General features: G+C 69.1%; 17 protein-coding genes. 6 read left to right on the top strand and 11 right to left on the bottom strand.

The window, feature by feature from the left end:
- Window positions 1–7 precede the first annotated feature (7 nt).
- Window positions 8–1,540 (bottom strand): MFS transporter, encoded by a 1,533-nt coding sequence (locus V6S85_RS25315; RefSeq protein ID WP_334350654.1) that lies wholly within the window; start codon window positions 1,538–1,540, stop codon window positions 8–10.
- Between the two features lie 475 nt (window positions 1,541–2,015).
- On the opposite strand from V6S85_RS25315, the gene V6S85_RS25310 reads away from it, so the two are divergent.
- The 3 genes from V6S85_RS25310 (at window position 2,016) to V6S85_RS25300 (ending at window position 4,050) form a co-directional block, all read left to right on the top strand.
- Window positions 2,016–2,561: a DUF1697 domain-containing protein gene (locus V6S85_RS25310; protein WP_116568971.1), complete on the top strand. Its 546-nt coding sequence runs from the start codon at window positions 2,016–2,018 to the stop codon at window positions 2,559–2,561.
- A gap of 141 nt (window positions 2,562–2,702) precedes the next feature.
- Window positions 2,703–3,167, top strand: a complete 465-nt coding sequence (locus V6S85_RS25305) for an RrF2 family transcriptional regulator (protein ID WP_116568970.1) — start codon at window positions 2,703–2,705, stop codon at window positions 3,165–3,167.
- Window positions 3,157–4,050 (top strand): NAD(P)/FAD-dependent oxidoreductase, encoded by an 894-nt coding sequence (locus V6S85_RS25300; RefSeq protein WP_334350653.1) that lies wholly within the window; start codon window positions 3,157–3,159, stop codon window positions 4,048–4,050. The genes V6S85_RS25305 and V6S85_RS25300 overlap by 11 nt, the downstream gene beginning before the upstream one ends.
- Before the next feature lie 122 nt (window positions 4,051–4,172).
- Here V6S85_RS25300 and V6S85_RS25295 read toward each other — a convergent pair whose 3' ends face one another.
- Window positions 4,173–6,206, bottom strand: a complete 2,034-nt coding sequence (locus V6S85_RS25295) for a glycoside hydrolase family 97 protein (RefSeq protein WP_334350652.1) — start codon at window positions 6,204–6,206, stop codon at window positions 4,173–4,175.
- A 101-nt stretch (window positions 6,207–6,307) separates the two neighbouring features.
- Here V6S85_RS25295 and V6S85_RS25290 point away from each other — a divergent pair, with 101 nt between their 5' ends.
- Window positions 6,308–7,345: a LacI family DNA-binding transcriptional regulator gene (locus tag V6S85_RS25290; protein WP_339593562.1), complete on the top strand. Its 1,038-nt coding sequence runs from the start codon at window positions 6,308–6,310 to the stop codon at window positions 7,343–7,345.
- Window positions 7,346–7,650: 305 nt separating this feature from the next.
- On the opposite strand, the gene V6S85_RS25285 is transcribed toward V6S85_RS25290, so the two are convergent.
- Window positions 7,651–9,276 (bottom strand): alpha-amylase family glycosyl hydrolase, encoded by a 1,626-nt coding sequence (locus V6S85_RS25285; RefSeq protein ID WP_334350651.1) that lies wholly within the window; start codon window positions 9,274–9,276, stop codon window positions 7,651–7,653.
- The gene (locus V6S85_RS25280; protein ID WP_442885735.1) at window positions 9,273–11,117 is read right to left on the bottom strand and encodes an alpha-amylase family glycosyl hydrolase; all 1,845 of its coding nucleotides are present in this window, start codon (window positions 11,115–11,117) and stop codon (window positions 9,273–9,275) included. The genes V6S85_RS25285 and V6S85_RS25280 overlap by 4 nt, the downstream gene beginning before the upstream one ends.
- Window positions 11,118–11,421: 304 nt before the next feature.
- Here V6S85_RS25280 and V6S85_RS25275 point away from each other — a divergent pair, with 304 nt between their 5' ends.
- Together V6S85_RS25275 and V6S85_RS25270 are read left to right on the top strand one after the other, a co-directional pair.
- Window positions 11,422–14,190, top strand: coding sequence for a TonB-dependent receptor (locus tag V6S85_RS25275; RefSeq protein WP_334350650.1), 2,769 nt, complete (start codon window positions 11,422–11,424; stop codon window positions 14,188–14,190).
- A gap of 74 nt (window positions 14,191–14,264) precedes the next feature.
- Window positions 14,265–15,776, top strand: a complete 1,512-nt coding sequence (locus tag V6S85_RS25270; RefSeq protein WP_334350649.1) for a tryptophan halogenase family protein — start codon at window positions 14,265–14,267, stop codon at window positions 15,774–15,776.
- 63 nt (window positions 15,777–15,839) lie between these two features.
- On the opposite strand, the gene V6S85_RS25265 is transcribed toward V6S85_RS25270, so the two are convergent.
- The 7 genes from V6S85_RS25265 to cpaB are packed head-to-tail and all read right to left on the bottom strand — an operon-like array spanning window position 15,840 to window position 24,198.
- The gene (locus V6S85_RS25265; RefSeq protein WP_116568963.1) at window positions 15,840–16,826 is read right to left on the bottom strand and encodes a type II secretion system F family protein; all 987 of its coding nucleotides are present in this window, start codon (window positions 16,824–16,826) and stop codon (window positions 15,840–15,842) included.
- Window positions 16,827–16,836: 10 nt separating this feature from the next.
- Window positions 16,837–17,814 carry a type II secretion system F family protein gene (locus V6S85_RS25260; RefSeq protein WP_116568962.1) on the bottom strand — a complete coding sequence of 326 codons (978 nt, stop codon included), beginning with the start codon at window positions 17,812–17,814 and terminating at the stop codon, window positions 16,837–16,839.
- 9 nt (window positions 17,815–17,823) lie between these two features.
- Complete coding sequence (locus V6S85_RS25255; protein WP_116488490.1) at window positions 17,824–19,320, bottom strand: CpaF family protein; 1,497 nt, start codon at window positions 19,318–19,320, stop codon at window positions 17,824–17,826.
- Between the two features lie 6 nt (window positions 19,321–19,326).
- Window positions 19,327–20,874: an AAA family ATPase gene (locus V6S85_RS25250; protein ID WP_334350648.1), complete on the bottom strand. Its 1,548-nt coding sequence runs from the start codon at window positions 20,872–20,874 to the stop codon at window positions 19,327–19,329.
- Window positions 20,871–21,557 carry a CpaD family pilus assembly protein gene (locus tag V6S85_RS25245; RefSeq protein ID WP_334350647.1) on the bottom strand — a complete coding sequence of 229 codons (687 nt, stop codon included), beginning with the start codon at window positions 21,555–21,557 and terminating at the stop codon, window positions 20,871–20,873. The genes V6S85_RS25250 and V6S85_RS25245 overlap by 4 nt, the downstream gene beginning before the upstream one ends.
- An 11-nt stretch (window positions 21,558–21,568) precedes the next feature.
- The gene (locus tag V6S85_RS25240) at window positions 21,569–23,311 is read right to left on the bottom strand and encodes a type II and III secretion system protein family protein (protein WP_334350646.1); all 1,743 of its coding nucleotides are present in this window, start codon (window positions 23,309–23,311) and stop codon (window positions 21,569–21,571) included.
- Window positions 23,308–24,198, bottom strand: coding sequence for a Flp pilus assembly protein CpaB (gene cpaB, locus V6S85_RS25235; RefSeq protein WP_116568958.1), 891 nt, complete (start codon window positions 24,196–24,198; stop codon window positions 23,308–23,310). Before cpaB ends, V6S85_RS25240 begins: the two co-directional genes overlap by 4 nt.
- Window positions 24,199–24,235: the final 37 nt, after the last annotated feature.

The raw sequence follows: 24,235 nt of genomic DNA, 5'->3' as shown, positions 1-24,235 counted from the left end.
AGGGGCCTCACGAAGCAGACTTGGCCAGCCGCTTGGGCTCGCCCGGGTCGTTGACGGCGAAGACGGAGACGGCGGCGATCAGGAACGAGGCCGCGCCCAGCACGAGCGCGTAGATCGCCTGGCCGCCGAAAAAGGTCTTGAGCAGCAGGCCCAGCACCGTGGCGGCCAGCAGCTGCGGAATGACGATGAAGAAATTGAAGATGCCCATGTAGACGCCCATCTTCCGACCCGGCACCGAGCCCGACAGGATCGAATAGGGCGACGACAGGATCGAGCTCCAGGCGAAACCCACGCCGACCATGCCGATGACCAGCAGCTTGGGGTCGCGGATCACGAGGAACGACAACAGGCCAAGCCCGCCCAGAACAAGGCACAGGGCGTGGGCGACGCGGCGGCTGGCGACGCGGGCGATGACCGGGATCAGCAGGGCCGCCAGGGCCGCCACGCCGTTATAGACGCCGAACAGCACCCCCACCCAGTCGGCCCCGGCGTTGTAGGCGGCCGAGGTCGCATCGCTGGCGCCATAGTGGAAGGCGGCGACGGCGGGGGTCGTGTAAATCCACATGGCGAACAGGCCAAACCACGAGAAGAACTGCACCACCGCCAGCTGCTTCATCGTGGCGGGCATGGCGAAGAGGTCTTCCACCACTTCGGAGAAGCCGTTGCCGGTCCGCCCCGCCCGCTTCAGCTGGCCGGCGACCAGCTGCGCCAGGCCAAAACCGCCGATCAGGGCGGCCAGGACGTAGAGCTCCTTCTCCAGCCGGGCCGCATAGACGCCGGCGGCGACCGCCAGACCGGCGATCGTCCAGATCGCGCCGCCGGTGAGGTAGGCCGAAACGGCGCGGCCCGGGCCGGCTTCGGTCGCGATGGCCTCGCCCTTGGCGGCCGCGTCGGCGGCCTCGAAGGCGGCCATCTGCTCGGGCGAGTATTCGCGGGTGGAAAAGACGGTCCACAGCACCGAGGCCAGCAGCGCCGCCCCGCCGACATAGAAGGCGATGCGCACCGAAGGCGGGATCTGGCCGGCCGGGGCGGTGTTGGCCACGTCCAGCCAGTTGGTCAGGATCCACGGCAGGCACGAGGCCAAGACCGCGCCGATACCGATGAAGAAGCTCTGCATGGCGTAGCCGGTAGAGCGCTGCTCGTCGGGCAGGTTGTCGCCGACGAAGGCCCGGAACGGCTCCATGGTGATGTTGATCGAGGCGTCCATGATCCACAGCGCCGAGGCCGCGATCCACAGCGTGGGCGAGTTGGGCATCAGGACCAGGGCGGCCGTGGTCAGGATCGCGCCCCAGAAGAAGTAGGGCCGCCGACGGCCGAGCCTGCCCCAGGTCTTGTCGGACAGGTGACCGATGATCGGCTGCACCAACAGGCCCGTGGCGGGCGCGGCGATCCACAGGATGGCCAGATGGTCGATCTCGACGCCGAGGGTCTGGAAGATGCGGCTGGTGTTGGCGTTTTGCAGGCCAAAGCCGATCTGGATCCCGAAGAACCCGAAGCACATGTTCCAGATCTGGAAGAGGCTCAGCCTGGCCTTGGTCATCGCTTCCCCGCCTTGACGCCGCCGGTTTTCCCGGCCGTTTGCGCAAATATTTGCATTGCGCTTTGCGGCGTGCATTTGCGCATGGGGCGCGGGGCGATGCAACGGCGAAGTGGGATTATGGCCGGTATCGAGGGCGAAATCGGCGCTGGAATGGACCTTCGGCCTGGCGTCCGCGAGACCTCCCCCGAGATGAAGGCCGTCGACGATCAGCAATAATTCTCATAAATTTGCACACCATCATTCCCGCCCACGCCTCCGCGGCTGAAAGAGGTTTTCCCGCCACAAGGGCGGGTGCTGACCGAAACAGGCGCTCGCTCGCGACGCTGATTTGACCGTCCGAAACAGGCGGCGGGACCAACTTCGTTCACGACCCGGCTCTGCCGCTCCGGAGGCCTGCCGAAGCGCCGGCCTCAAATCCCCCGCGACGGCGGCCCGCCCAGGGCTTAAACAGCCGCCTCGTTCGAAAGGCCCGACCATGTCCCTCCACATCGCCCTGCTGCGCGGCGTCAACGCCGCCGGTGGTCGTCTGATCACCGCCGACGAACTGACCGGCCTGCTGACCGATCTCGGCCACACCGAAGTCCGCATGGGCCCCAAGGTCGGCGACCTGGTGTTTGAGAGCAACGAGCGCACCGGCGCGGAACTTCAGACCCAGATCGAAACCGAGCTGATGGCGCGGCTGGGCCTGCGCACCGATGTCTATGTCCGCACCGCCGAGGCCTGGCGGGCCCTGGTCGCGGCCAACCCGTTCCCGGACTTCGCGGCGGCCGATCCGGGCTGGCTGATGACTCTGTTCTGCAAGGACACCCCCGACAAGAAAGCCATGGGCGCCCTGCGCGCGGCGATCCGCGGGACCGAGCAGGCGCGGGCCGAAAGCCGCCAGATCTATGCGATCTATCCCGACGGCGTCGGCGGCTCGAAACTGACCACCAGTCTGGTCGAGAAGACCCTCGGCACGCGGATCACCGGGCGGACGTGGACGGCGGTGCTGGCGCTCGCCGAGATGCTCGAGCCGATCTAGTCCTCACTGTCTTTCTTGCCGCCATCGCCCCGCCCCTCTTCAACGGCGCTGGCTTCGGCGAACGGCGAGAAGCCTCTGAACGACCGCTTGCCACCCTTAGCCCCCTTGCGCCGCGCCCCATCACGTAACATATACAATTACATGAAACGGAACAGCCGCCTCTCCGTCGCCCTGCACGTGCTGCTGCACATGGCCGAACAGGCCGACAAGGCTTTGACTTCGGAAGTCCTGGCCTCTTGGGCCGCGACCAATCCGGTGGTCATCCGCCGCACCTTCGCGGGCCTGCGCGAGGCCGGCATCGTCGGCTCGACCAAGGGCCACGGCGGCGGCTGGACCCTGCTGAAGCCGCTGGACGCCGTCAGCCTGGCCGACATCCAGGCGGCGCTGGACGAGCCGCTGCTGGCGCTGGGCAAGGCCGAGGAGAGCCCCGGCTGCCTCGTCGAACTCGCCGTCAACGCCGCCCTCGACGACGCCGTGGCCGAGGCCCGCCGGCTGCTGGACGAGCGGCTCTCCAAGATCACCCTGGCGGACCTGGCCGCCCGGATCGGCCCGCGCCGCGTCGTGCTGCCAGCGGCGGGCTGCAAGGACCCCCATCATGAATCATGACGTCATCGTCGTCGGCGGCAGCTTCGCCGGCCTGTCCGCCGCCATGCAGCTGGCCCGCGCCCGCCGCGACGTGCTGGTGGTCGACGCCGGCCTGCCCCGCAACCGCTTCGCCGACGCCTCGCACGGCTTTCTCGGCCAGGACGGCAAGGCTCCGTTCGACATCCTGCGCGAGGCCCGCCGACAGCTGGCGGCCTATCCGACCGTCTCGTTCGTCGAAGGCGAGGCGCGTGACGCCGGCGCCGAGGACGGCAGCTTCTCCGTCGCGCTGAACGACGGCCGCACCGTGCGCGGCAAGCGCCTGGTGCTGGCCACCGGCGTCGCCGACCAGCTGCCCGACATCCCGGGCCTCAAGCCCCGCTGGGGCGCGACCGTGCTGCACTGCCCCTACTGCCACGGCTACGAGGCGCGCGACCGCAGGCTGGGCGTGCTGGCCGGCGGCCCGATGGACCTGCACAAGGCCCGGATGATCCCCGACTGGGGCCCCACCACCCTGTTCAGCCAGGGCCTGCCGATCGACGCCGAGACCCGCGAGAAACTGGCCGCCCGCGGCGTTGCGATCGAGGAAGTTCCGGTGGTCGAACTGCTGGGCGACGAGCCGGAGCTTTCGGGCGCCCGCCTGGCCGACGGCCGCATCGTGGCCATCGAGGCGATCTTCGCCTCGCCGACCGTGCGCATGGCCAGCCCCCTGGCCCAGCGCCTGGGCTGCGCGCTGGAGGACGGCCCGCTGGGGCCGCTTATCACCGTCGACGACTGGAAGGCCACCAGCGCGCCGGGCGTCTTCGCCGCCGGCGACGCGGCGCGGGCCAACCACAACGCCACCCTGGCCTCGGCGGACGGGGTGCTGGCGGGGGTGGGCGCGCACCGGTCGCTGGTGTTCGGCTGAGCCCCAAACCGTAAAACCCCCGCGAAAGCGGGGGCCCAGGCTCTTTCTGAAACGCGCGGCGCTCGAGGATAAAACACCTGGGTCCCCGCTTTCGCGGGGATTTTACGGGAGGAAGGAAACGCTCAGCGCTTCCCGAGCGCCACGAAGCGGATCGCCTGGCCGCCGCCGGGGGCCAGTTTCAGCTCCAGCACGTCGGCCGCCGTCACTTCGCGGGTCTCGATGACGATGTCCTGCGGAGCGGTCTTCCAGTCGGCCTTGTCGCCGTCGCGATAGATCTCGGCGCGGTACTTGCGGCCCGGATCCAGGAACGACAGCGGCGCCGAAAGCACCCGGCCCTGCTCGTCGCTGATCGCGCCCAGGTACCAGTCGTCGCTCTTGCGGTCCTTGCGGGCGATGGTGACGAAGTCGCCGATCTCGCCATTGACCACCCTGGTGTCGGCCCAGTCGACCGGCACGTCCTCGATGAACTTGAACGGCTTGGGGTTGGCCTCGTAGTTCTCGAGCAGGTCGGCGGCCATCTGGATCGGGCTGTAGATCACCACGTACAGCGCCAGTTGCTTGGCCCAGGTGGTGGCCACGCCGTCGGGAGCCTTGGTCTTCATGCCGAAGATGCCCGGCGTGTAGTCCATGGGCCCGGCCAGCAGGCGGGTGAAGACGAGGTTGGCCTCGTGCTCGGGCGGGTTGCCCGGTTGGCCCCAGGCGCTGAACTCCATGCCCCGCGCGCCCTCGCGGCTGATCCAGTTCGGGTAGGTGCGGCGCAGGCCGGTGTCCTTGATCGGCTCGTGGGCGTTGATCGCGATCTGTCGCTTGGCCGCCGCCTCCAGCACCCGCAGGTGATGCTGCGCCATCGCCTGGCCTTCGTGCCAGGCGAAGTGGACCTTGCCGTCCGCCCCGGTCACCTGGGCGCCGCCCGCGTCGGCGACATAGCCGGTCTTCACGGCCGGCACGCCGACCGACTTGTAGAGGTCGAAGGCCGCGTCCATCTGGCGCTCGTAGACGACGGTGTTGCCGGCCGTCTCGTGGTGGCCGATCAGCACGACGCCCTTCTTGCGGGCGTAGTCGGTCAGCTTCGCAAGATCGAAGTCCGGATAGGATTCGGTGAAGCTGAACTCGGAGCCGTCGGCGAACCAGGCGCCGCCCCAGCCCTTGTTCCAGCCCTCGACCAGCACCCCGCCCAGGCCGTGCTTGGCGGCGAAGTCGATGTGACGCATGACGTTGTCATTGGTCGCGCCGTGCTTGGGGCCCGAACCCCAGGTCTTGTGATCCAGGTGCATCTCCCACCAGACGCCGACATATTTCATCGGCTTGATCCACGAGACGTCGCCCAGCTTGTTGGGCTCGTTGAGATTGAGGATCAGGCTGGAGGTGACTAGGCCGCCGGCGCTGTCGGCGATCTGCAAGGTGCGCCAGGGGGTGGGGAACGGCAGGGCGCGCTCGACCTTGGCCTCGCCGATCCCCGGCGTCAGGCTGGCCTTGAAGCGACGGTCCTGGGCGCGAGCCAGGTTCATGCCGGCATAGTCGACCAGCGAGGCCTCGTGGATCGAGACGTGCAGGCCGTCCTTGGTGCGCAGGGTCATCGGCGTCTGGGCGACCGACACCTCTTCGACGGGCGTGGTGTTGTAGAGATATTCCTCGCGGTTCCATTCGTAGGCTGGGATCCACCAGGCCGTGGCCTCGTCCACCAGGGAAAACTCGGTCAGCTCCTCGCCGATGCGGGCCGTCTTCAGGTTCGGCTGCTCGGGGAACTCGTAGCGGAAGCCCAGGCCGTCGTCATAGAGCCGGAACACCACGTCCAGACGCCGGTGCAGGGGAGTCTTCTCGACCAGGGTGACGCGCAGTTCGTTGAAGCGATTGCGCACGCTCTTGCGCTCGCCCCAGGGCAGGTCCCAGGTCTCGTCGACGCTGCGGGTCTTCTGGTCGGTCACCTCGAAATTGCGTTGCAGCTTGGGGGCGTCGACCAGGATGAAGCCCAGCTTCGACGGGGCCACCACCGGCCGGCCCAGGCGGCTGACAGAATAGGTCGGCTGGCCGTCGTTGTCGGTGGTCACCGTCACGCTCAGCACCTTGTCGGGCGAGGTCGCGGTCGCCGTGACGGCCGCGAGCGCGGGCGAGGCCGCCAGGGCCAGGACGGCCGCGGCGAGAAGGCGCAGGATCATGCTTGAACTCCCCAAATCCTCGCCTCGCCGCACTTGCCAAGCACGGCGGGCGATGCGTTAAACAGGTCAGTGAAAAAGTTTGCGGCAAATTTTGCGGCCGCGTGAGACGACGGGGACGGAACACCGTGAGCAAGGGGGCGACGCGTCTGGAAGACCTGGCCAGGATGGCCGGCGTCTCGATCTCCACCGCCTCGCGGGCGCTGAACGACAGCCCCGCCGTCAACCAGCGCACCAAGCAGCTGATCTGGAAGCTGGCGCGCGAGATGGACTATCCGTTCCGCCGCTACATGCCCGCCGGACCGATCGGCGCCGAGGGCACGATCGCCATCGTCGTCCCGCGTCCGCAGCACCGCGAGGGACGGCTGTCGGACCCGTTCTTCCTCGAACTGTTCGCCGGCGTCGGCGAGGCGGCCCGCGAGCGCGGCTGCGACATCCTGGTCAGCCACGTGGCCCCGGGCAGCTTCGAGGACCTGTCGGCGGCCATGACCACCAGCCGCGCCGACGGGGTGATCTTCCTGGGCCAGTCCTGGCTGCACACCGCCTTCAACCGCCTGGCCGAGACCGAGGCCCGCTTCGTGGTCTGGGGCGCCCAGCTGCCCGACCAGGCCTATTGCTCGGTGGGCTCGGACAACCCGCTGGGGGCCAGGCGCGCGACGCTGCACCTGGCGCGTCTCGGTAGAAAGCGCATCGTCTTCCTGGGCGACACCGAGGCGCCCGAGGCCATGCAGCGCCACCGGGGCTATCTCGACGCCGTCGAGCAGTTCGGCCTGGGCGTCGATCCCGACCTGATCGTGCCGGCCCACTTCGAGGTCGAGTCGGCCGAGGCCAGCATCGACAGCCTCATCCAGCGCGGCGTGAAGTTCGACGGCGTGGTCGCCGCCTCCGACCTGATCGCGCTCGGCGCCATCCGCGCCTTGCAGCATGCGGGCCTGTCGGTGCCGGGCGACGTCTCGGTGATCGGCTACGACGACGTGCCCTTCGCCCGCTACTCGCGCCCGGCCCTGTCGACGATCTCGCAGGACACCGCCAAGGCGGGACGGCTGATGGTGTCGAAGCTGCTCGACGCCAGCGGGCAAGGCGCCAGCCGCTCCGAGCGCGTGCCGACGGATCTGATCATCCGCGAGAGCTGCGGGGGGTAGAGCGTCCCCCACGCCTTCCCTTTTCTTCCCGTCATTCCCGCCCTTGTGGCGGGAACCCCTGGCTCCGCTCGCAGGTGAGCAGCAAGCGGATCGCCGGCGATCCGCCCCACTCGCACGTGCGGCTGACAGAGGGCATCCCGCCACAAGGGCGGGAATGACGGGAGATGAAAGAAGACTCCCTTCCCCCTCGATGGGGGAAGGGTCGGGGATGGGGGTGACGCGGCGCTGGCCGGGCCAACCGGCTGGCGTGGGTTCACCCCCACCCAACCCTCCCCCATCGAGGGGGAGGGCTTTGAGGAGCGTCCTCACCCCCGCTTCGCCAGCAGGCCGCCCAGCGGCGGCACCGTTCCTGGCGCGCCGAGGTTGACGCTGTCGACCAGCGTCCAGCCCTGCGGCGCCTCCCACGGAACCGCCTCGAAGCCGAGGTTGAACACGCACAGCATCGCCGCCTCGCCCTCGCCGCGCTCGAACACCAAGAGCGGGGTGTTGGTGTCCACGAGGTGCATGCCGCCGGTCTTGAGGGCCGGCCATTGCGCGCGCAGGCCGATCAGGCGGCGGGCGACATGCAGGGTGGCGGCGGGATCGGCTTCCTGGGCGTCCACAGACAGGGGCAGGTGCGCCGGATCCACCGGCAGCCACGGCTCGACGGTGGAGAAGCCGGCGTTGACCGCTCCGGCCGTCCACGGCATCGGCGTGCGGGCGCCGTCGCGGCCAAGGGTCTGGGGCCAGTTGGCGATGGCCTCGGGGTCGACCAGCCGCTCGAACGGCACCTCGGCCTGCGGCAGGCCCAGCTCCTCGCCCTGGTAGACGAAGACGTTGCCGCGCAGGGTCATCAGCAGCAGCAGGCCCATCTCGGCGAAGGCCTTGCGGTCGCGGCCGCGCGCCCAGCGCGACACCGCCCGCGGCGCGTCGTGGTTGGAGAAGGTCCAGGACGGCCAGCCTTCGCCCTCATGGCCCGGCCACGAGGTCGCGCCGAAGCGGACCAGTTCGTCCTTCAGCTCGTCGGCATAGAGGTAGAGGAAGCTGTAGGCGCTGTTGAGGCGATCGTTCCCCGCCGTGAAGCGCTTCATCTCCTCGTCGGCCCGGTCGCCGCCGATCTCGGCCACCGAGAAGCGGCCCTCGTACTGGTCGGTCAGGGCGCGCAGGCGGGACAGGAACTTCGGGATGTCCGGGTGGCCCTGGTTGTGGACCTTGTCCTGGAAGTCGAACGGCCGCGTGCGCTTGCCGCCCGGCGGCAGGGGCGGATTGTCCCGCAGGGCCGGGTCGTGCATCGAGAAGTTGATGGCGTCGAAGCGGAAGCCGTCGACCCCGCGCTCCAGCCAGAAGCGGGTGATGTCGAGCAGGGCTTCCTGGACCTTGGGGTTATGCAGGTTCAGCTGCGGCTGCGAGGCCAGGAAGTTGTGCATGTAGTACTGGCCGCGCCGGGCGTCCCAGGTCCAGGCCGGGCCGCCGAACACCGACTGCCAGTTCGACGGCGGCGAGCCGTCGGGTTTGGCGTCGGCCCAGACGTACCAGTCCGTATACGGATTATCTCGACTTTCGCGACTCTGGGCGAACCAGTCGTGCTCGTCGCTGGTGTGCGAGAAGACCAGATCGATGATGATCTTCACGCCCAGGCGATGGGCCTTTTCGATCAGGCTGTCGAAGTCGGCCAGGGTCCCGAAGATCGGGTCGACGTCACGATAGTCGGAGACGTCGTAGCCGAAGTCCTTCATCGGCGAGGCGAAGAACGGCGACAGCCATATCCCGTCCACCCCGAGCAAAGCGATGTGCTCAAGACGAGCCGTGATCCCCGGCAGGTCGCCCACCCCGTCGTCGTTGGAGTCGGCGTAGCTGCGCGGATAGACCTGATAGATCACCGCCCCGCGCCACCACTCGGCGGGCGTGGCGACGGAAACGTCGGCGGGCTTGGTCAAGCTTTCGGTCGTCACTGGCGCGCGCCCTCCGAGACGCAGATCTTGTAGTCGAGCGGCGCGATGGTCACGCGATAGCTGCCGGGCGCGGCGGCGGCCGGGGCGCAGGCCCCGACCACCGAGCGCCAGGCGCCCGAGGTCGTCTCGACCTCGACATGGGCGTCCACCGGCGCCGCGCCGGTGTTGAACAGGACCAGGGCCTCGCGGCCCTGGTGGATGCGGGAAACGGCCAGCAGGCCGGGCTTGTCGCCGGCCGCGCGCACGACCTGCCGGCCCGAGCGCAGGGCGGGCTCGGCCGCGCGCACCTTGGCCATGCCGGAAATGGCGCGATAGAGCGGCGCGCTGGTGTCGTAGCGGTCGGCCGAGCCGCCCTTGCCGCCGATCAGGCGGTTGTCGTTGTAGACGGCGACCTGGCTGGCGAACATGTCCTCGCGGGCGTCCTTGTCGTCGCCGTCGCCGGTGAAGCCCTGCTCGTCGCCGTAATAGAGGGTCGGGGCGCCGCGCAGGAACATCAGCATGGCGTGGGCCAGCACGTTGCGCTGGACCAGCTCGGCGTCTGGCGCGACGGGATGGCCGACCAGCAACCGGCGGCCGAAACGGCCCATGTCATGGTTGCCCAGGAAGGTGGGGATCTGCGGCCCCGCCGCCTCGCCGCCGCGATAGAGCGCGTCGGCGGCGTACAGCCTGGCGAAGCGGTCGGTCCCGGCCTTGCCCGCCACGGTCTCGGTCACCGCCTGCTGGAAGGCGAAGTCGAGCGCGGCGGAAAAGCCGTCGACCACGGTCGAGCGGGCCAGGGCCACGGGATCCGGGTCGGCGACCTCGGCGAAGATGTGGAAGTTGGGGATGCCGCGCTTTGCCGCCCGTTCCTGCATGGCCGGCACGAAGGCCTGCCAGAACTGCGGATTGACGTGACGGGCGGTGTCGACGCGGAAGCCGTCGATCCCGAACTCGTCGATCCACTGGCCGTAGATATCGATGAAGCCCTGAACGACGCGCGGATGCTCGGTATAGAGATCGTCGAGCCCGGCGAAGTCGCCATAGAGCGAGCTCTCGCCGACGAAATCGCTCTCGCCGCGATTATGGTACCAGATCGGGTCGTTCAGCCAGTCGGGCTTCTTGATCCTGGCCTCGGCGGCCGGAACGTAGGGCGTATAGGCGAAGTCGGGCCGGGTCAGTTTCGCGAAGTTCTCGGCCGAGCCGTCGGCGTCGCCGGCGAAACCGGCGTTGATCGCCGGGCCCGAGACCCCGCCCCGGCGGCTGACCGGATAGTCGGCCTTGCCGCGGTACTCGCAGCGGCGGCCCTCGCATTCCTTCAGCTTGATGACGTCGGCGGTGTGGTTGATGACGATGTCGAGATAGACCTTCATCCCCCGCGCATGGGCGGCGTCGACCAGGGCCTTGAAGTCGGCCTTGGTTCCCAGGTGCGGGTCGACGTCGGTGAAGTCGGTGATCCAGTAGCCGTGATAGGCGGCGCTTTCCTGGCCCTTGGGGCCCTGCACCGGCTTGTTGACGAAGATCGGCGCCAGCCAGATCGCCGTGGCGCCCAGGCCCTGCACATAGTCGAGCTTGCCGGCCAGGCCCTTGAAGTCGCCGCCGTGGAAGAAGCCCTTGTCGGCCGGATCATAGCCGGTGGCCAGGCGGTCTTCAGTCGAATTGGCCCCCTTCAGGCCGCCGCGATCATTGGACGGGTCGCCGTTGGCGAAGCGATCGGCCAGGACGAAATAGATCACCTCGTCCTGCGGAGGCCTGGCGCGGAACGCTTCTAAGGCCGGCGCCGACAGGGCCGGAACGGCGGTCAGGGTCATGCCGGCGCAGCCGAGCGCGGCCGCCAGCCGCCCCCACCGATTGCGGGTGTCCATCCCCTGCCCCTCCATCCCTAGCGTCGCGATCCTGAACGATGCGTCGCCCAGGTCAATTTTGCATAGATTTGCAAAGCTGTTTGCAGGCTGTCAATCCATTCGCCTCGCGATCAGCCCATCAAGCCCAGCCGCACTGTGGCCAAATAGCCGCAAATACCCTTTGAAACGTGGACTTCACGGGGCCTGACGTCACGTAACATGACAATCCGTCCATTTTTCAGTTGCAAAAGTCGCGATGCGTTTGCAGTAATTTGCGCAACACGGCGCGGGAGAACCGCGCGGACCAACTTGCGGGAGGGAACACATGGACATCCGATTCAAGCTGCGCCGCGCGGCGCTGATGAGCGGGGCCGCCACCGGCCTGGCGCTGCTGCTCGCCGCCGGGGCGGCCCAGGCGCAGACCCCGGCCGCCGGCCAGACCACCGAAGACAACGCCGTCGAGGAAATCACCGTCACCGGCATCCGGGCCTCGATCGAGAACTCGATCGCCCTGAAAAAGGCCTCCAGCTCGATCGTCGAGACGGTCTCGGCCGAAGACATCGGCAAGCTGCCCGACACCTCGATCGCCGAATCCCTGGCGCGCCTGCCGGGCCTGACCGCCCAGCGCCTCGACGGCCGCGCCCAGTCGATCTCGGTCCGGGGCCTGGGCCCCGACTTCAACACCGTGCTGCTGAACGGCCGCGAGCAGGTCTCGACCAGCGACAACCGCGGCGTCGAGTTCGACCAGTATCCGTCGGAAATCCTCAGCGGCGTGGTGGTCTACAAGACCCCGGACGCCGGCGTCGTCGGCCAGGGCCTGGCCGCCACGGTCGACCTGCGCACCATCCGCCCGCTCGACTACGGCAAGACGGTCATCTCGGCCAACGCCCGCTACGAGATGAACGGCGAGAAGAAGCTGAACCCCGACGCCAAGGACAAGGGCGGCCGCTTCAGCGCCACCTTCGTCGACCAGTTCGCCGACGACACCGTCGGCGTGGCCCTGTCGGTCTCGCACATCTCGTCGCCGACCCAGAGCCGCCGCTTCAACGCCTGGGGCTATCCCACCACGGGCGCGGCCAACGACCTGGTGATCGGCGGCGCCAAGCCCTACAACCAGTCCAACAACCTCAAGCGCACCGGCGTGATCGGCGTGTTCGAGTACAAGCCGAACGACAAGTTCCACACCTCGCTCGACGCCTACTATTCCGACTTCAAGGAAAAGCAGATCCTGCGCGGCATCGAGCTGCCGCTCTACTGGAGCTCGGCCACGCTGCAGCCCGGCTACACCGTCACCGACGGCTTCGTGACCGCCGGGACCTACACCGGGGTCAAGGGCGTGATGCGCAACGACCTCAACACCCGCAACGCCAAGCTGGCCTCGCTGGGCTGGAACACCGCCTACACGTTCGACAACGGCTGGACGGCCAGCGCCGACCTCTCCTGGTCGCACGCCGAGCGCAAGGACGTGATCTTCGAGTCCTATTCGGGCACCGGCCCCAGCGGCAGCGGCGCGACCGACACCTTGAGCTTCCGCACCACGCCCGGCGCCGGCACCCTGTTCAGCTCGACGCTGGACTACGCCAACGCCGCCCAGATCGTGCTGACCGACCCGCAAGGGTGGGGCGCGGGCGCGGCCGGCGGGGCCCTGACCCAGGCGGGCTTCTACAACACCCCGGAGATCGAGGACGAGCTGAAGGCCGTTAAGCTGGCCGCCAAGCGCGACCTGTCCTGGGGGCCGATCAACAGCGTCGAGATCGCCTACAATGGCAGCCTGCGCGAGAAGTCCAAGGAAGTGCACGAAAGCTTCCTGACCTTCGGCGGCCGCATCGCCGACGGCGCCCCGACCAGCCGCGCCATCCCGGCCGCGGCGATCCTGGGCACGGTCAGCCTCGACATGATCGGCATCAAGGGCATGCTGGCCTATGATCCGATGTACCTGCTGAAGAACGGCGTCTACACGCTGATCGCCGACCAGAACCCCGCCGTGCAGACCCGCAACTGGTCGGTGCGCGAAGAGGTCCACCTGGCCTACGCCAAGTTCGGCATCGACAGCACGCTGGGCTCGATCCCGGTGACCGGCAACGCCGGCGTGCAGGTGGTCTATACCGACCAGTTCTCGACCGGCGTGGCCGTCGATCCCAACAACGTCGCCAACCCGATGTCGACCGACGACGGCGACAAGTTCACCTACGTGCTGCCGAGCCTGAACCTGACGTTCGACCTCAGCAACGAGACCCTGCTGCGTGTCGGCCTGGCCCGCACCCTGGCCCGCGCCCGGATGGACGAACTGCGCGCCAGCCAGTCGTTCAACCAGAACCCGGCCTACCTGACCTCGACCAATCCGAGCCAGTCGTACTTCAGCGCCAACGGCGGCAACCCGCGCCTGCGTCCATATATCGCCGACGGCGTCGACCTGTCGCTGGAGAAGTACTTCGGCCGCTCGGCCTATGTCTCGGTGGCCGCCTACTACAAGAAGCTGTCGAACTACGTGAACTCGAACTCCTCGAGCTACAAGGACTTCGCGGCCTTCACCTACCTGTTGACCCCGGCCCAGCAGGCCGCGCTCGGCACCACCGTCGGCCTGGTCACCGGTCCCGACAATGGCAAGGGCGGCTTCATCCGCGGCGTCGAGTTCTCGACCTCGCTGCAAGGCGACCTGCTGTGGGAGCCCCTGCGCCACTTCGGCCTGCAGTTCAGCGCCTCGCTGACCGACAGCGAAGTGAAGCTGGAAGACAACATGGACCCGATCGACATGCCCGGCCTGTCGAAGAAGGTCGTCAACACCACGTTCTACTACGAGAACAACGGCTTCAACGCCCGGATCAGCAACCGCTACCGCGGCAAGTTCCTGGGCGAGGTGGCCGGCCTGTCGGCCGCCCGGATCTACCGCACGGTGGACGCTGAATCGGTGCTCGACGCCCAGATCGGCTACGAGTTCCGCGAGGGCCGCTTCGAGGGCCTGTCGCTGATGCTGCAAGCCAACAACATCACCGACGAGCCGTTCAAGACCTACGAGAACGGCGATAAGCGCCGGACCATCGACTACCAGAAGTACGGCACCACCTACATGTTAGGCGTCGCCTACAAGTTCTAGGCCGCCACCAGGAGCCCCGCCGGTCCGCCGGCGGGGCTTTTTGCTTTTCGTAGGGAGAGAGGGACTTAAAGGCCATGGCGGACAACCGCATCGGCAGGATCGTCATCGTCGGCGGCGGCACGGCCGGCTGGATGAGCGCGGCGATGCTGGCCCGCGCCCTGGGCCCGGCCGCGAAGATCAGCCTGGTGGAGTCCGAGGCGATCGGCACGGTCGGGGTCGGCGAGGCCTCGATCCCGCAGCTGCGCAACTTCAACGCCTTCCTGGGCCTGGACGAGGACGCCTTCCTTCGCGCCACCGAAGGCACGATCAAGCTGGGCATCGAGTTCGTCGACTGGCTGGCCCCCGGCCACCGCTACATGCACGCCTTCGGCCCGGTCGGCCGGCCGCTGGGAACCACGCCCTTCCATCACTACTGGCTGGACGCCCGCCGGCGCGGAACCGCCGGCGACGACTTCTGGGCCTGGTCGGCCAACGCCCTGGCCGCCCGCGCCGGACGCTTCGGCCGCGTTCCTCCGGCGCAAGCGAGCGGGTCGGAGCCCCTGACCTGGGCATTCCACTTCGACGCCGCCCTCTATGCCCGTCACCTGCGCACCTATGCCGAGGCCCGGGGCGTCCAGCGGATCGAGGGCCGCATCGTCGGCGTCGACCAGGACGGCGAGAGCGGCTTCCTGCGCGCCGTGGCCCTGGAGGGCGACCGCCGGGTCGAGGGCGACCTCTTCATCGACTGCTCGGGCTTCCGCGGCCTGCTGATCGAGGAGACGCTGAAATCGGGCTACGAGGACTGGCGCAAGTGGCTGCCGATGGACAGCGCCTGGGCCGTGCCCAGCCGCGACGACGCCCCGCCGGTTCCCTACACCCGCGCCTGGGCCCGCGACGCCGGCTGGCAGTGGCGGATCCCGTTGCAGCACCGCACCGGCAACGGCCACGTCTTTTCCAGCGCCTGGACCGACAAGGACGCCGCCGCCCGCACCCTGATGGCCAACCTGGAAGGCCAGGCCCTGGCCGAGCCGCGCCTGCTGACCTTCGTCACCGGCCGCCGCAGGAAGAGCTGGAACCGCAACGTCGTGGCCCTGGGCCTGGCTTCGGGCTTCATGGAGCCGCTGGAGTCGACCAGCATCCACCTCGTCCAGTCGGGCCTGGCGCGCCTCCTGGCGCTGTTTCCCGACCGGGGCTTCGACCCGCTGCTGGCCGACGAGTTCAACCGCCAGACCGAGCAGGAATACGCCTGCATCCGCGACTTTCTCGTCCTGCACTACAAGGCCACCCAGCGCGAGGACACGCCCTTCTGGGCCAGCCGCAAGGCGATGGAGATCCCCGAGACCCTGGCCGCGCGCATCGCCCTGTTCGCCGGCAGCGGCCGGGTGTTCAGCCGCGACGAGGACCTCTTCAAGGAAAGCAGCTGGGTGCAGGTGCTGCTGGGCCAGGGCGTGACCCCGGCCGCGGCCCATCCGATGACCGCCGTGGTCGCCGACGCCCAGGTCGACGGCTGGCTGGACGACCTGGCCCGCATCGCCGGCCGCACCGCCGCCTCGCTGCCGACCCACGCCGCCTTCCTCGGCCGCGCCGAAACCCGCCTGGCGGGCTGATCCCCTTCCCCTGACTGACCCTCGCCGGAACCTGCGCCGGCGGGGGTCGACTTTTCGGGGAGTTCAGCCGACCGGCTTCTTGGCCATCAGGTCGGTGACCTTGAGGATGGCCGGGCCCAGGATGACGATGAACAGCACCGGCAGGAAGAACACGATCATCGGCACGGTCAGCTTAGGCGGCAGGCTGGCGGCCTTCTTCTCGGCGGCCGACAGGCGCAGCTCGCGGTTTTCCTTGGCCATCACCCGCAGGGCCGCGCCCAGCGGCGTGCCATAGCGCTCGGCCTGGATCATGGCCGTGGCCACCGACTTGATGCCGGGGTGGTTGGTCCGGCGCGCCAGGCCCTCATAGGCCAGGCGCCGGTCGGGCAGATAGGACAGCTCGGCGGTCAGCAGGGACAGTTCCTCGGCCAGCTCCATCGAGCTCGTACCGACCTCGCCGCTGACCTTCTGGATCGCCGCCTCGATCGACATGCCGCTCTCGACGCAGATCAGCAGCAGGTCGAGCGCGTCGGGAAAGGCCGCGACGATCGACTCGCGACGCTTCTGGGCGACGTTCTGGATGTAGAGGTTGGGCGCGTAGTAGCCGACCGTCAGGGCGCCGACGCAGATCGTCAGCTTCTGGGTCATCTGCAGGCCGAAGCCGTTCATGCCGAACAGGTAGATCGCCGCCAGCAGGGCGAAGGCGAACGGCATCACGAAGCGGAAGAAGTAGAAGGTCGACACCGGCTTGGGACCGCGGAGGCCGGCCTGGGCCAGCTTGTCGACGACCTTGGGATCTTCCAGCAGCTTCGACAGCTGCAACCGGTCGACGATGGTCTTGTAGACGCCCTCGTCGGTGTGGCGCAGGCTGGAGCCCGTGGCGCCCTTCTGGGCCATGGCCGCGCGCGAGCGGCGACGCAGCTCCTCGCGGCGGTTGGCCACCGACTTCAGCCGGCTTTCCAGCCCGTTGTTGCTCATCACCGGCGCGGCCAGGGTGATGATGGTGGCGAACACCACCAGCGCCACGAAGGCGGTCAGCAGGTTCGAAGGATCCGTCAGCATCTGGACCATGCGCGTCTCCCTAGAACTTGAAGTTGATCATGCGGCGCATGATGAAGATGCCCATGCTCATCCAGACCGCCGCCACCAGCAGCATCAGGCGGCCGCGCAGGTCGGTGAACAGGGTGCTCATGTAGTCGGGGGCGATGACGGTGATGAGGATCATCACGCCGGGCGGCAGGCAGCCGATGATGAAGGCCGAGGCCACGGCTTCCGCCGACAGGGCCTTGATCTTCTCGGCCATCAGCTTGCGCGAGCGCAGCACGGTCGACAGGTTGCCCAGCGCCTCGGCCAGGTTGCCGCCGGTCTTCTGCTGGATGTTGAGCACGATCGCGAAGAACCGCACCTCGGCGGTCGGCATGCGCTCGTAGAGCCGCTCCAGCGCCGCATCCAGCGGCATGCCCATGGCGATGTTCTCGGTCAGGGTGCGAAACTCGGCGGCCAGGGGCTCGGGGCTCTCCTTGCCGATGATCTTCAGGCAGTCATGGACCGGCAGGCCCGACTTGATGCCGCGGACGATGATGTCGATGGCGTCGGCGAAGGCGTCGATGAACTTCCTGGTGCGCTGCTTGCCGAGGAACCCGACTACCCAGCGCGGCAGGCCAAAGGCCGCGGCGAAGCCGCCGGCCAGGGCCACGACCGGCATCTGACGAACCGCCAGCAGGATCACGGCGACCAGCAACCCCAGCACCGCGCTGATGATCCAGAACAGCTTGACGTTCTCGCCCAGGCCGGCGGCCCGCAGGCGCGCGGCGATCGTCAGGGTGGCCTTCTTCTGCTTGCGGTCCTGTTCCTTGAGCGTCTTGAGAATCTGCTTGCGGCGGGCGTCGGGGGTGTTGGCCGCGACCTTGGCCCGCGCGGCGACCTGGCGCTCGCCGCCGCCGACAATCACCTGGGCGCGCTTGGACGCCTTGGCGTTGGCGCTCTCGCCGCCGCCCGTCAGGACGAAGCCGAGCCCCGCGATGGTGATGAAGCCCAGGACCGCGATCAGGATGAACATGACCCCGCCCTACTCAGCCGCGTCCAGCGCCTCGGCCAGCTCGCGCTCGAGGCCGTAGTAGCGGGCGCGATCCCAGAAGCGCGGCCGGGCGATGCCGGTCGAGCGGTGCTTGCCCAGCACCTTGCCGTTCTCGTCCTCGCCGGTGATCTCGTAGACGAACAGGTCCTGGGTGACGATGACGTCGCCTTCCAGGCCGACGACCTCGGTGACGTGGGTGATGCGGCGGCTGCCGTCGCGCAGGCGGGCGGCCTGGATGATCACGTCGACCGAGCCGACGATCATCTCCTTGATGGTCTTGGAGGGCAGGCCGTAGCCGCCCATGGTGATCATGCTCTCGACGCGGCTGATGGCCTCGCGCGGGCTGTTGGCGTGCAGCGTGCCCATCGAGCCGTCGTGGCCGGTATTCATGGCCTGCAGCAGGTCGAAGGCCTCGGGACCGCGGACTTCGCCGACGATGATGCGTTCGGGACGCATCCGCAGGCAGTTCTTGACCAGGTCGCGCATGGTCACCGAGCCCTGGCCTTCGAGGTTGGGCGGACGGGTTTCCAGGCGCACCACGTGCGGCTGCTGCAGTTGCAGTTCGGCCGCGTCCTCGCAGGTCACGACCCGCTCGGTGGGGTCGATGAAGGCGGTCATGGTGTTGAGCAGGGTCGTCTTGCCCGAGCCGGTGCCGCCCGAGATGATGACGTTGCAGCGGCAGGCGCCGATGACGCCGAGGACGCGCGCGCCCTCGGGGCTGATGGAGGCGTACTCCACCAGGTTCTTCATCGTCAGCTTGTCCTTCTTGAACTTCCGGATGGTCAGGGTGGGACCATCCAGGGCCAAGGGGGGCGCGATGACGTTGACCCGGCTTCCGTCGGGCAGGCGGGCGTCGCAGATGGGCGAGCTTTCGTCGACCCGGCGGCCGACCTGGCTGACGATCCGCTGGCAGATGTTCATCAGCTGGAGATTGTCGCGGAAGCGGACGTTGGTCAGCTGCACCTTGCCGGCGACTTCGATGAACACCCGGTGCGCGCCGTTGACCATGATGTCGGCGATGTCGTCGCGGGCCAGCAGCGGCTCCAGCGGGCCGTAACCGAGGACGTCGTTGATGATGTCCTGGACCAGGTGCTCCTGCTCGGACACCGACATCGAGACGTTCTTGATCGCCACCAGTTCGGCGACGATGTCGCGGATTTCCTCGGCGGCGGCCTTCTGGTCCAGCTGGGCCAGCTGCGACAGGTCGATGGTGTTGAGCAGCGCGTTGAAGATCGTCGTCTTCGTGGCGTGGTAGTAGTCGCTCTGCTCACGGACGATCGTGGCGGTCTGGGGCTGGCCCTGGGCCGCGCGCAGCTGCTCCAGCCCCTGGGTGGCCTTGGGCGCGGTCGCCGGCTTGGCCGGCGCGGCCGGCGCGGGCGCGGCGGGATCGACGCGCTGCGGGCGCGTGGCGATGGCCGTCCCGCCGGTCGGGGCGGGTGGCGGCGCCTGGCGCTCGGTGACGGTGGCCTGATCGCGCTTGCCGAACATTCGCCCCTACTTCTTCTTGAACAGGCCCGACAGGATCGACGCCGACTTGGTCGCCGCCGGCGCCTCGCGGCGGCTGATCAGCCGCGCCAGGTGGTCGACGCCCTCGGCCGCCTTCGACTTGGGCGCCACCTCGGCCACCATCTGGCCGTTGTTGGCCGCCTGGCCGAACAGCTTGGGATCGAACGGCAGCACCAGCGACGGGGTCACCCCCAGGGCTTCGCCGAAGTCCTTGACCGGGATCTCGGGACGGCCCGGCACGCCCACCTGGTTGAGCACCAGGCGCGGCGGGATGTCGTTCGGACGCGCCTGGCGCACCAGGTCGACGATGTTCTTGGCGTTGCGCAGAGAGGCCAGGTCGGGCGTGGCGACGATCACCAGGTCGTCGCTGGCGACCAGCACCTTGCGGGTCCACGGCGCCCAGGTATGGGGCAGGTCCAGCACCACGAACGGGGCGGCGCCGCGCATCTTCTGCGTCACCTCCTCGTAGGCGTCGGCGCCGATGTCGTAGTCCTGCTCCAGCGTGGCCGGGGCGGCCAGCAGCGACAGGCGGTCGCCGCAGCGGACCATCATGCGGTCCATCAGCACCGGGTCCAGGCGCTCGGGCTGGCTCAGCGCGTCGAGCACGCCCTGCAGGGGGTCCTGGTTGAAGTCGAGGCCGGCGGTGCCGAACGGCAGGTCGAGGTCGACGATGACGGTGGCCGCCTCCATCCGCTCGGCCATCGACCAGGCGAAGTTGTGGGCCAGGGTCGACGAGCCCACCCCGCCCTTGGCGCCGACGAAGGCGACCTGGCGGCCGACGAACGGCGCCGACGGATCCGAATAGAGCGCGGTGACCGCGCGGATCACCTGCAGCGGGCTCTTGGGCTGGGTCAGGTATTCGCTGACCCCGCGGCGCATCAGCTCGCGATAGAGGGCGATGTCGTTGGTCTGGCCGATGACCACGACCTTGGTGCCGGGGTCGCAGACCTGGGCCAGGCCGTCCAGCAAGGCCAGCATGCGCTGGGCCGAGTCCATGGTCTCGACCAGCACCAGCGAGGGCGTCGGCTGGTTCTGGTAGAAGTCGACGGCCGCCTCCAGCCCGCCGTGACGGGCGACGACCGAGGCGCGGACCATGCGGCGGTCGGCGGCCGCGGCCTCGATGACCGCCAGGGTCTCGGCGCGGACGCCGAAGGCGTGGATGGCGATGCGCGGCACGCTGGCCTCGCCGACGCCGGCGTCGACGCCCGGCAGGACGTCTTCATGGGTCGAGATGTTCCAGTCCATGGCCGGCGGCGCGGGCTCGGGCGCGGCGACCGGCGCGGGGCGCGGCGGCTGCGCGACCGGCGGGGCCAGGTCGGCGAACGGATTTGAGGCCAGGCTCGCCAGCCCCGGAGCGACGGCCGGGCGGGCTTCCGGCCGCCGGGCCGGCGGAAAGTCGGCGAAGGGGTCGCCGGCCGCCGCCGCGGGGGCGGGCGCCGTGCGCCAGGGATCACCCCCGGCGGGCGCGGCGAACTCGTCGTCGGCCTCGAAGCCCAGGTCGAACGGATCGGGATCGGTCGTCCGGAAGGTCGTCATTTCACCACCCGAGAAACGGCGCCGTCGGACTGCGTGTCCTTCTGCGAGGCGGTCACCTGGCCGGCGCGGTACTTCTCCATCACCACCCCGCGACGCATGGCGTCGACCGGATCCTCGCGGCGCGGGCCCTGCAAGTCGGCGGGATTGGCCACCTGGGCGGCCATGTTGGCGGTCACCGCGCAGCCGAAGTTGCCATAGGCGTCGTTGTTGCGGGTCGCGGTCAGGTTTTCCCAGGACCCGCAGCGCGGGATCTGCGCCGTATGCCGCAGATAGCCGACGCGCAGCGGCGGATCCTTGTCGCCGTCGGCGGGATAGGAGTCGATGCGAACGGCGAAGCGCGGCGCGCCCGCGTCGATCAGGTAGGCCCTCGCGACGGCCGCCATGCGGCCGGCGTCCGGAGCCCGCGGCCCGCCGACCGGCGCCAGCACGACCAGCTCCCTGGCCTCGGCCTCGTTGAACCGGGCCAGCAGAGCGTCGAGCGCCTGGACCTGGCGGGGCGAAAGCCCCTCGGCGTGAACGGCCAGCAGCACCTCGTCGGGCGCGGCGACGACCTGGACCTTGTCGTCCCACTGCGTGGTCGCGGTGGCCGGGGCGGGGCCCTGCCCGCCCGTCGTGGCGCAAGCGGCCAGGGCCAGCAGGCCGGCGCCGGCGAGGATCGCGCGAAGGGTCTTGGCTCGCGTCATGGTCCGCGTCCTCATTCGATCACGTAGCCGACCGGACCCTGGTAGGTCCGCTCGGAATTGGCGCCCGGCGGGGCCTTGACCACCTTGTTGAGGCGGCCCAGCAGCACGGTGCTCATGTCGCCGGCGATCTGCAGGCCGTCGGCCGGCGTCTGCTGGTCCTGCGGCCGGGTGGGGTCGACGATGTAGGGGGTGATGATCACCACCAGCTCGGTCTCGCCGTTCAGGTAGTCGCGCGACCGGAACAGAGAACCCAGGACCGGCAGCGAGGTCATGCCCGGCAGGGAGTCGATGTTCTCCTTGGTCTGCTGGTGCAGCAGGCCGGCGATCATCAGCGCGCCGCCCGAGGGCAGCTCGACGGTCGTCTCGGCGCGGCGCACCGACAGGCCCGGGATCACCAGGGTCGAGGAGGTTCCCGAGCCGAGGGTGAAGGCGCCCAGGCTCGACAGCTCCGACACCTCGGTCGACAGCTTCAGCGAGATGCGGCCGCCCGACATCACCACGGGCGTGTAGCCCAGGCCCACGCCGTAGGGCTTGAACTCGACGGTCACGCGGCCGTCGCTGTCGCTGCCGGTCGGAACCGGGAATTCGCCGCCGGCCAGGAACTTGCCGGCCTCGCCCGACACCACGGTCAGGTTGGGTTCGGCCAGGGTGCGGATCAGGCCCACGCGCTCGAAGGCCTGGAGGCAGGCGTTGAGGTTGTTGCCGGTCGCCATGCTGTAGGCGTTGCTGGCGGCGCTGGAGATGATGCCCGTCAGCGAATTGCTCGTGCCGGTCGACGACGTCGGGCCAGCGCTCGTGGTGGTCGTGGTGGTCACCGTGCCGGTCAGCGGGTCGGTGGATTGCACGGTCGTGGAGACCGAGCTGCCGTTGGACGTCGTGTTGCCGCTGGTCACGCTGCCCTGGTTGGTGACCGACGCGTTGTTGGTATAGTTCGTCGTGCGGATGTTGTTGCGGCCGTAGCAGGCGTTCATGCCCCCGACCATGCCGCCATTGATGGCGAAGGTGTTCTCGCGACCCAGGCTGTAGGTCTTGAAGCCGTCGTTGAGCAGGTTGTTGGTCGAGACGCCCAGCTGCTTGATGATGCTGCGCTGGACCTCGACGATCCGCACCTTGAGCATCACCTGGTCCTTGCCGGCGATGCTGAGCATGTTCACGACCAGCTCGGGCTTGCCCACGAACTGCTGGGCGACCAGGGCGGCCTTGCTGGCGTCGCCGGCGTTGGCGACCGTGCCGGTCAGGATCACGCTGTCGCGCACCGGCTGCACCTCGATGCGCGAGTCCGGCAGCACCTTGCGCAGGGTGTCCTGCAGCAGGCCGGCGTCCTCGTCGACGCGGATGGCCAGGGTCAGCAGCTTGCGGCCGGCGGCGTCGAAGAACACCGCGTCGGTCGAGCCCTTGCCCACGCCCAGCACGTAGATGCGGCGCGGACTGCGCAGGACGGCGTCGGCCACCTGCGGGTTGGTCACCAGCATGTCGCGCACGTCGACAGGCAGCTCGATGATCGCCGACTTGCCGCGCGGCAGGTTCAGCACCCGGGCGTCGGGACCGGCGGTCAGGTCGACCCGCAGCACCTGGTCGGCGACCGGCGGGGACGCATAGGTCACGACCGGAGCCGGCGCGCGCGGCGCGGCCCGGGTCGGGCGGTACACCCGGTCGCCGGCGTAGCCGTCGGCCAGAGCCGGCGCGGCGGGCGCCAGGGCCGTCATGACGGCGAGCGAGGCCGAAAGGGAGAGGGAGGCGAACCGGCGGGTCATTGGCGCACCGCGATGCTGGAGGTCTGTCCGCCGCGATTGATGCGGATGACCGTGGAATCCTGGGTCGGGGCGGCGACGCCGGAGGGGCCGCCCAGGTCGGTGTAGGCGCGCAGCGCCAGGGTGACGGGGCCGGCGGCCTTGGCGCGGGTCAGCGCCTCGGCCTCGGCCGGGCGCACCTCGAGGGTGGCCGTGGCGGCGACGATGGTCTTGGCGTCCTTCTCGGCGGTGGTGGCCTGGTCGAGGGCGAGGACGCGAATGTTCTGCAGCACGGTTTCGGCGACGACCTGCTTGCCGCCGCTGTTGGCGTCGCCGGTAGGGGCGTCGCGGCTCATCAGCACGTCGACCCGGTCGCCGGGCAGGATGAAGCCGCCGGCGGCGGTCTCGGAAGTGACCGGAACGGCCATGGCGCGGGCGCCGGGCGACAGCACGACCGACAGGTAGCCGCCCTCTCCGCCGCGGACGATCTTGCGTGGCACGATGGGTTCGCCAGCCAGCAGCGGGTCGCGAACGATCGCGCCCTCGACGGCGGCTTCCGGCGGAGCGCCGCCCAGAACGCCGGTGGCTTGCGCGGCGGTCTTGACCACCTTGGCCGCGCCCTCGGGTTCGACCGGGGCCGCGCCGTTGGTGATGTAGACGGGGCTGACGGCGTCGGCCGGCCAGGCTTTCCAATCCACGTCGTCCTTGGTCAGGCGCGTGCCGATCGCCAGGTCGCGCTTGGCGACCAGGACCAGGGTCATGGGCTTGGCGTCGAGGGTGGGGGCGCCGGGAGCCGAGGCGACGACCTCGGATCTGGCGGATTTGCCGCCCATGGCTTTCTGCATCAGCATGGCCAGGCCGATCGCCGAAGCGGCGGCGACCAGGACGATGATGATTCTGACAGGGTTCATGCGCGGCGAGGCTCTGGCGTCGGCAGGACGGGTTCGG

This window comes from Caulobacter sp. CCNWLW153, assembly GCF_036889365.1.
In the GTDB taxonomy this organism is placed as follows: domain Bacteria; phylum Pseudomonadota; class Alphaproteobacteria; order Caulobacterales; family Caulobacteraceae; genus Caulobacter; species Caulobacter radicis.
The sequence above is the reverse complement of the archived record's forward strand: the minus strand, read 5'-3'. Positions and strand labels throughout refer to the sequence as shown.

What these genes read in the sequence shown, in the direction of transcription:
- V6S85_RS25295 (WP_334350652.1), bottom strand. Translation starts at nt 6,206, where the DNA reads ATGATCCTGCGCCTTCTCGCCGCGGCCGTCCTGGCCCTGGCGGCCTCG.
- V6S85_RS25265 (WP_116568963.1), bottom strand. Translation starts at nt 16,826, where the DNA reads ATGGTCCAGATGCTGACGGATCCTTCGAACCTGCTGACCGCCTTCGTG.
- V6S85_RS25305 (WP_116568970.1), top strand. Translation starts at nt 2,703, where the DNA reads ATGAAACGGAACAGCCGCCTCTCCGTCGCCCTGCACGTGCTGCTGCAC.
- V6S85_RS25300 (WP_334350653.1), top strand. Translation starts at nt 3,157, where the DNA reads ATGAATCATGACGTCATCGTCGTCGGCGGCAGCTTCGCCGGCCTGTCC.
- V6S85_RS25275 (WP_334350650.1), top strand. Translation starts at nt 11,422, where the DNA reads ATGGACATCCGATTCAAGCTGCGCCGCGCGGCGCTGATGAGCGGGGCC.
- V6S85_RS25255 (WP_116488490.1), bottom strand. Translation starts at nt 19,320, where the DNA reads ATGTTCGGCAAGCGCGATCAGGCCACCGTCACCGAGCGCCAGGCGCCG.
- V6S85_RS25260 (WP_116568962.1), bottom strand. Translation starts at nt 17,814, where the DNA reads ATGTTCATCCTGATCGCGGTCCTGGGCTTCATCACCATCGCGGGGCTC.
- V6S85_RS25315 (WP_334350654.1), bottom strand. Translation starts at nt 1,540, where the DNA reads ATGACCAAGGCCAGGCTGAGCCTCTTCCAGATCTGGAACATGTGCTTC.
- V6S85_RS25280 (WP_442885735.1), bottom strand. Translation starts at nt 11,117, where the DNA reads ATGGACACCCGCAATCGGTGGGGGCGGCTGGCGGCCGCGCTCGGCTGC.
- cpaB (WP_116568958.1), bottom strand. Translation starts at nt 24,198, where the DNA reads ATGAACCCTGTCAGAATCATCATCGTCCTGGTCGCCGCCGCTTCGGCG.
- V6S85_RS25270 (WP_334350649.1), top strand. Translation starts at nt 14,265, where the DNA reads ATGGCGGACAACCGCATCGGCAGGATCGTCATCGTCGGCGGCGGCACG.
- V6S85_RS25250 (WP_334350648.1), bottom strand. Translation starts at nt 20,874, where the DNA reads ATGACGACCTTCCGGACGACCGATCCCGATCCGTTCGACCTGGGCTTC.
- V6S85_RS25245 (WP_334350647.1), bottom strand. Translation starts at nt 21,557, where the DNA reads ATGACGCGAGCCAAGACCCTTCGCGCGATCCTCGCCGGCGCCGGCCTG.
- V6S85_RS25310 (WP_116568971.1), top strand. Translation starts at nt 2,016, where the DNA reads ATGTCCCTCCACATCGCCCTGCTGCGCGGCGTCAACGCCGCCGGTGGT.
- V6S85_RS25240 (WP_334350646.1), bottom strand. Translation starts at nt 23,311, where the DNA reads ATGACCCGCCGGTTCGCCTCCCTCTCCCTTTCGGCCTCGCTCGCCGTC.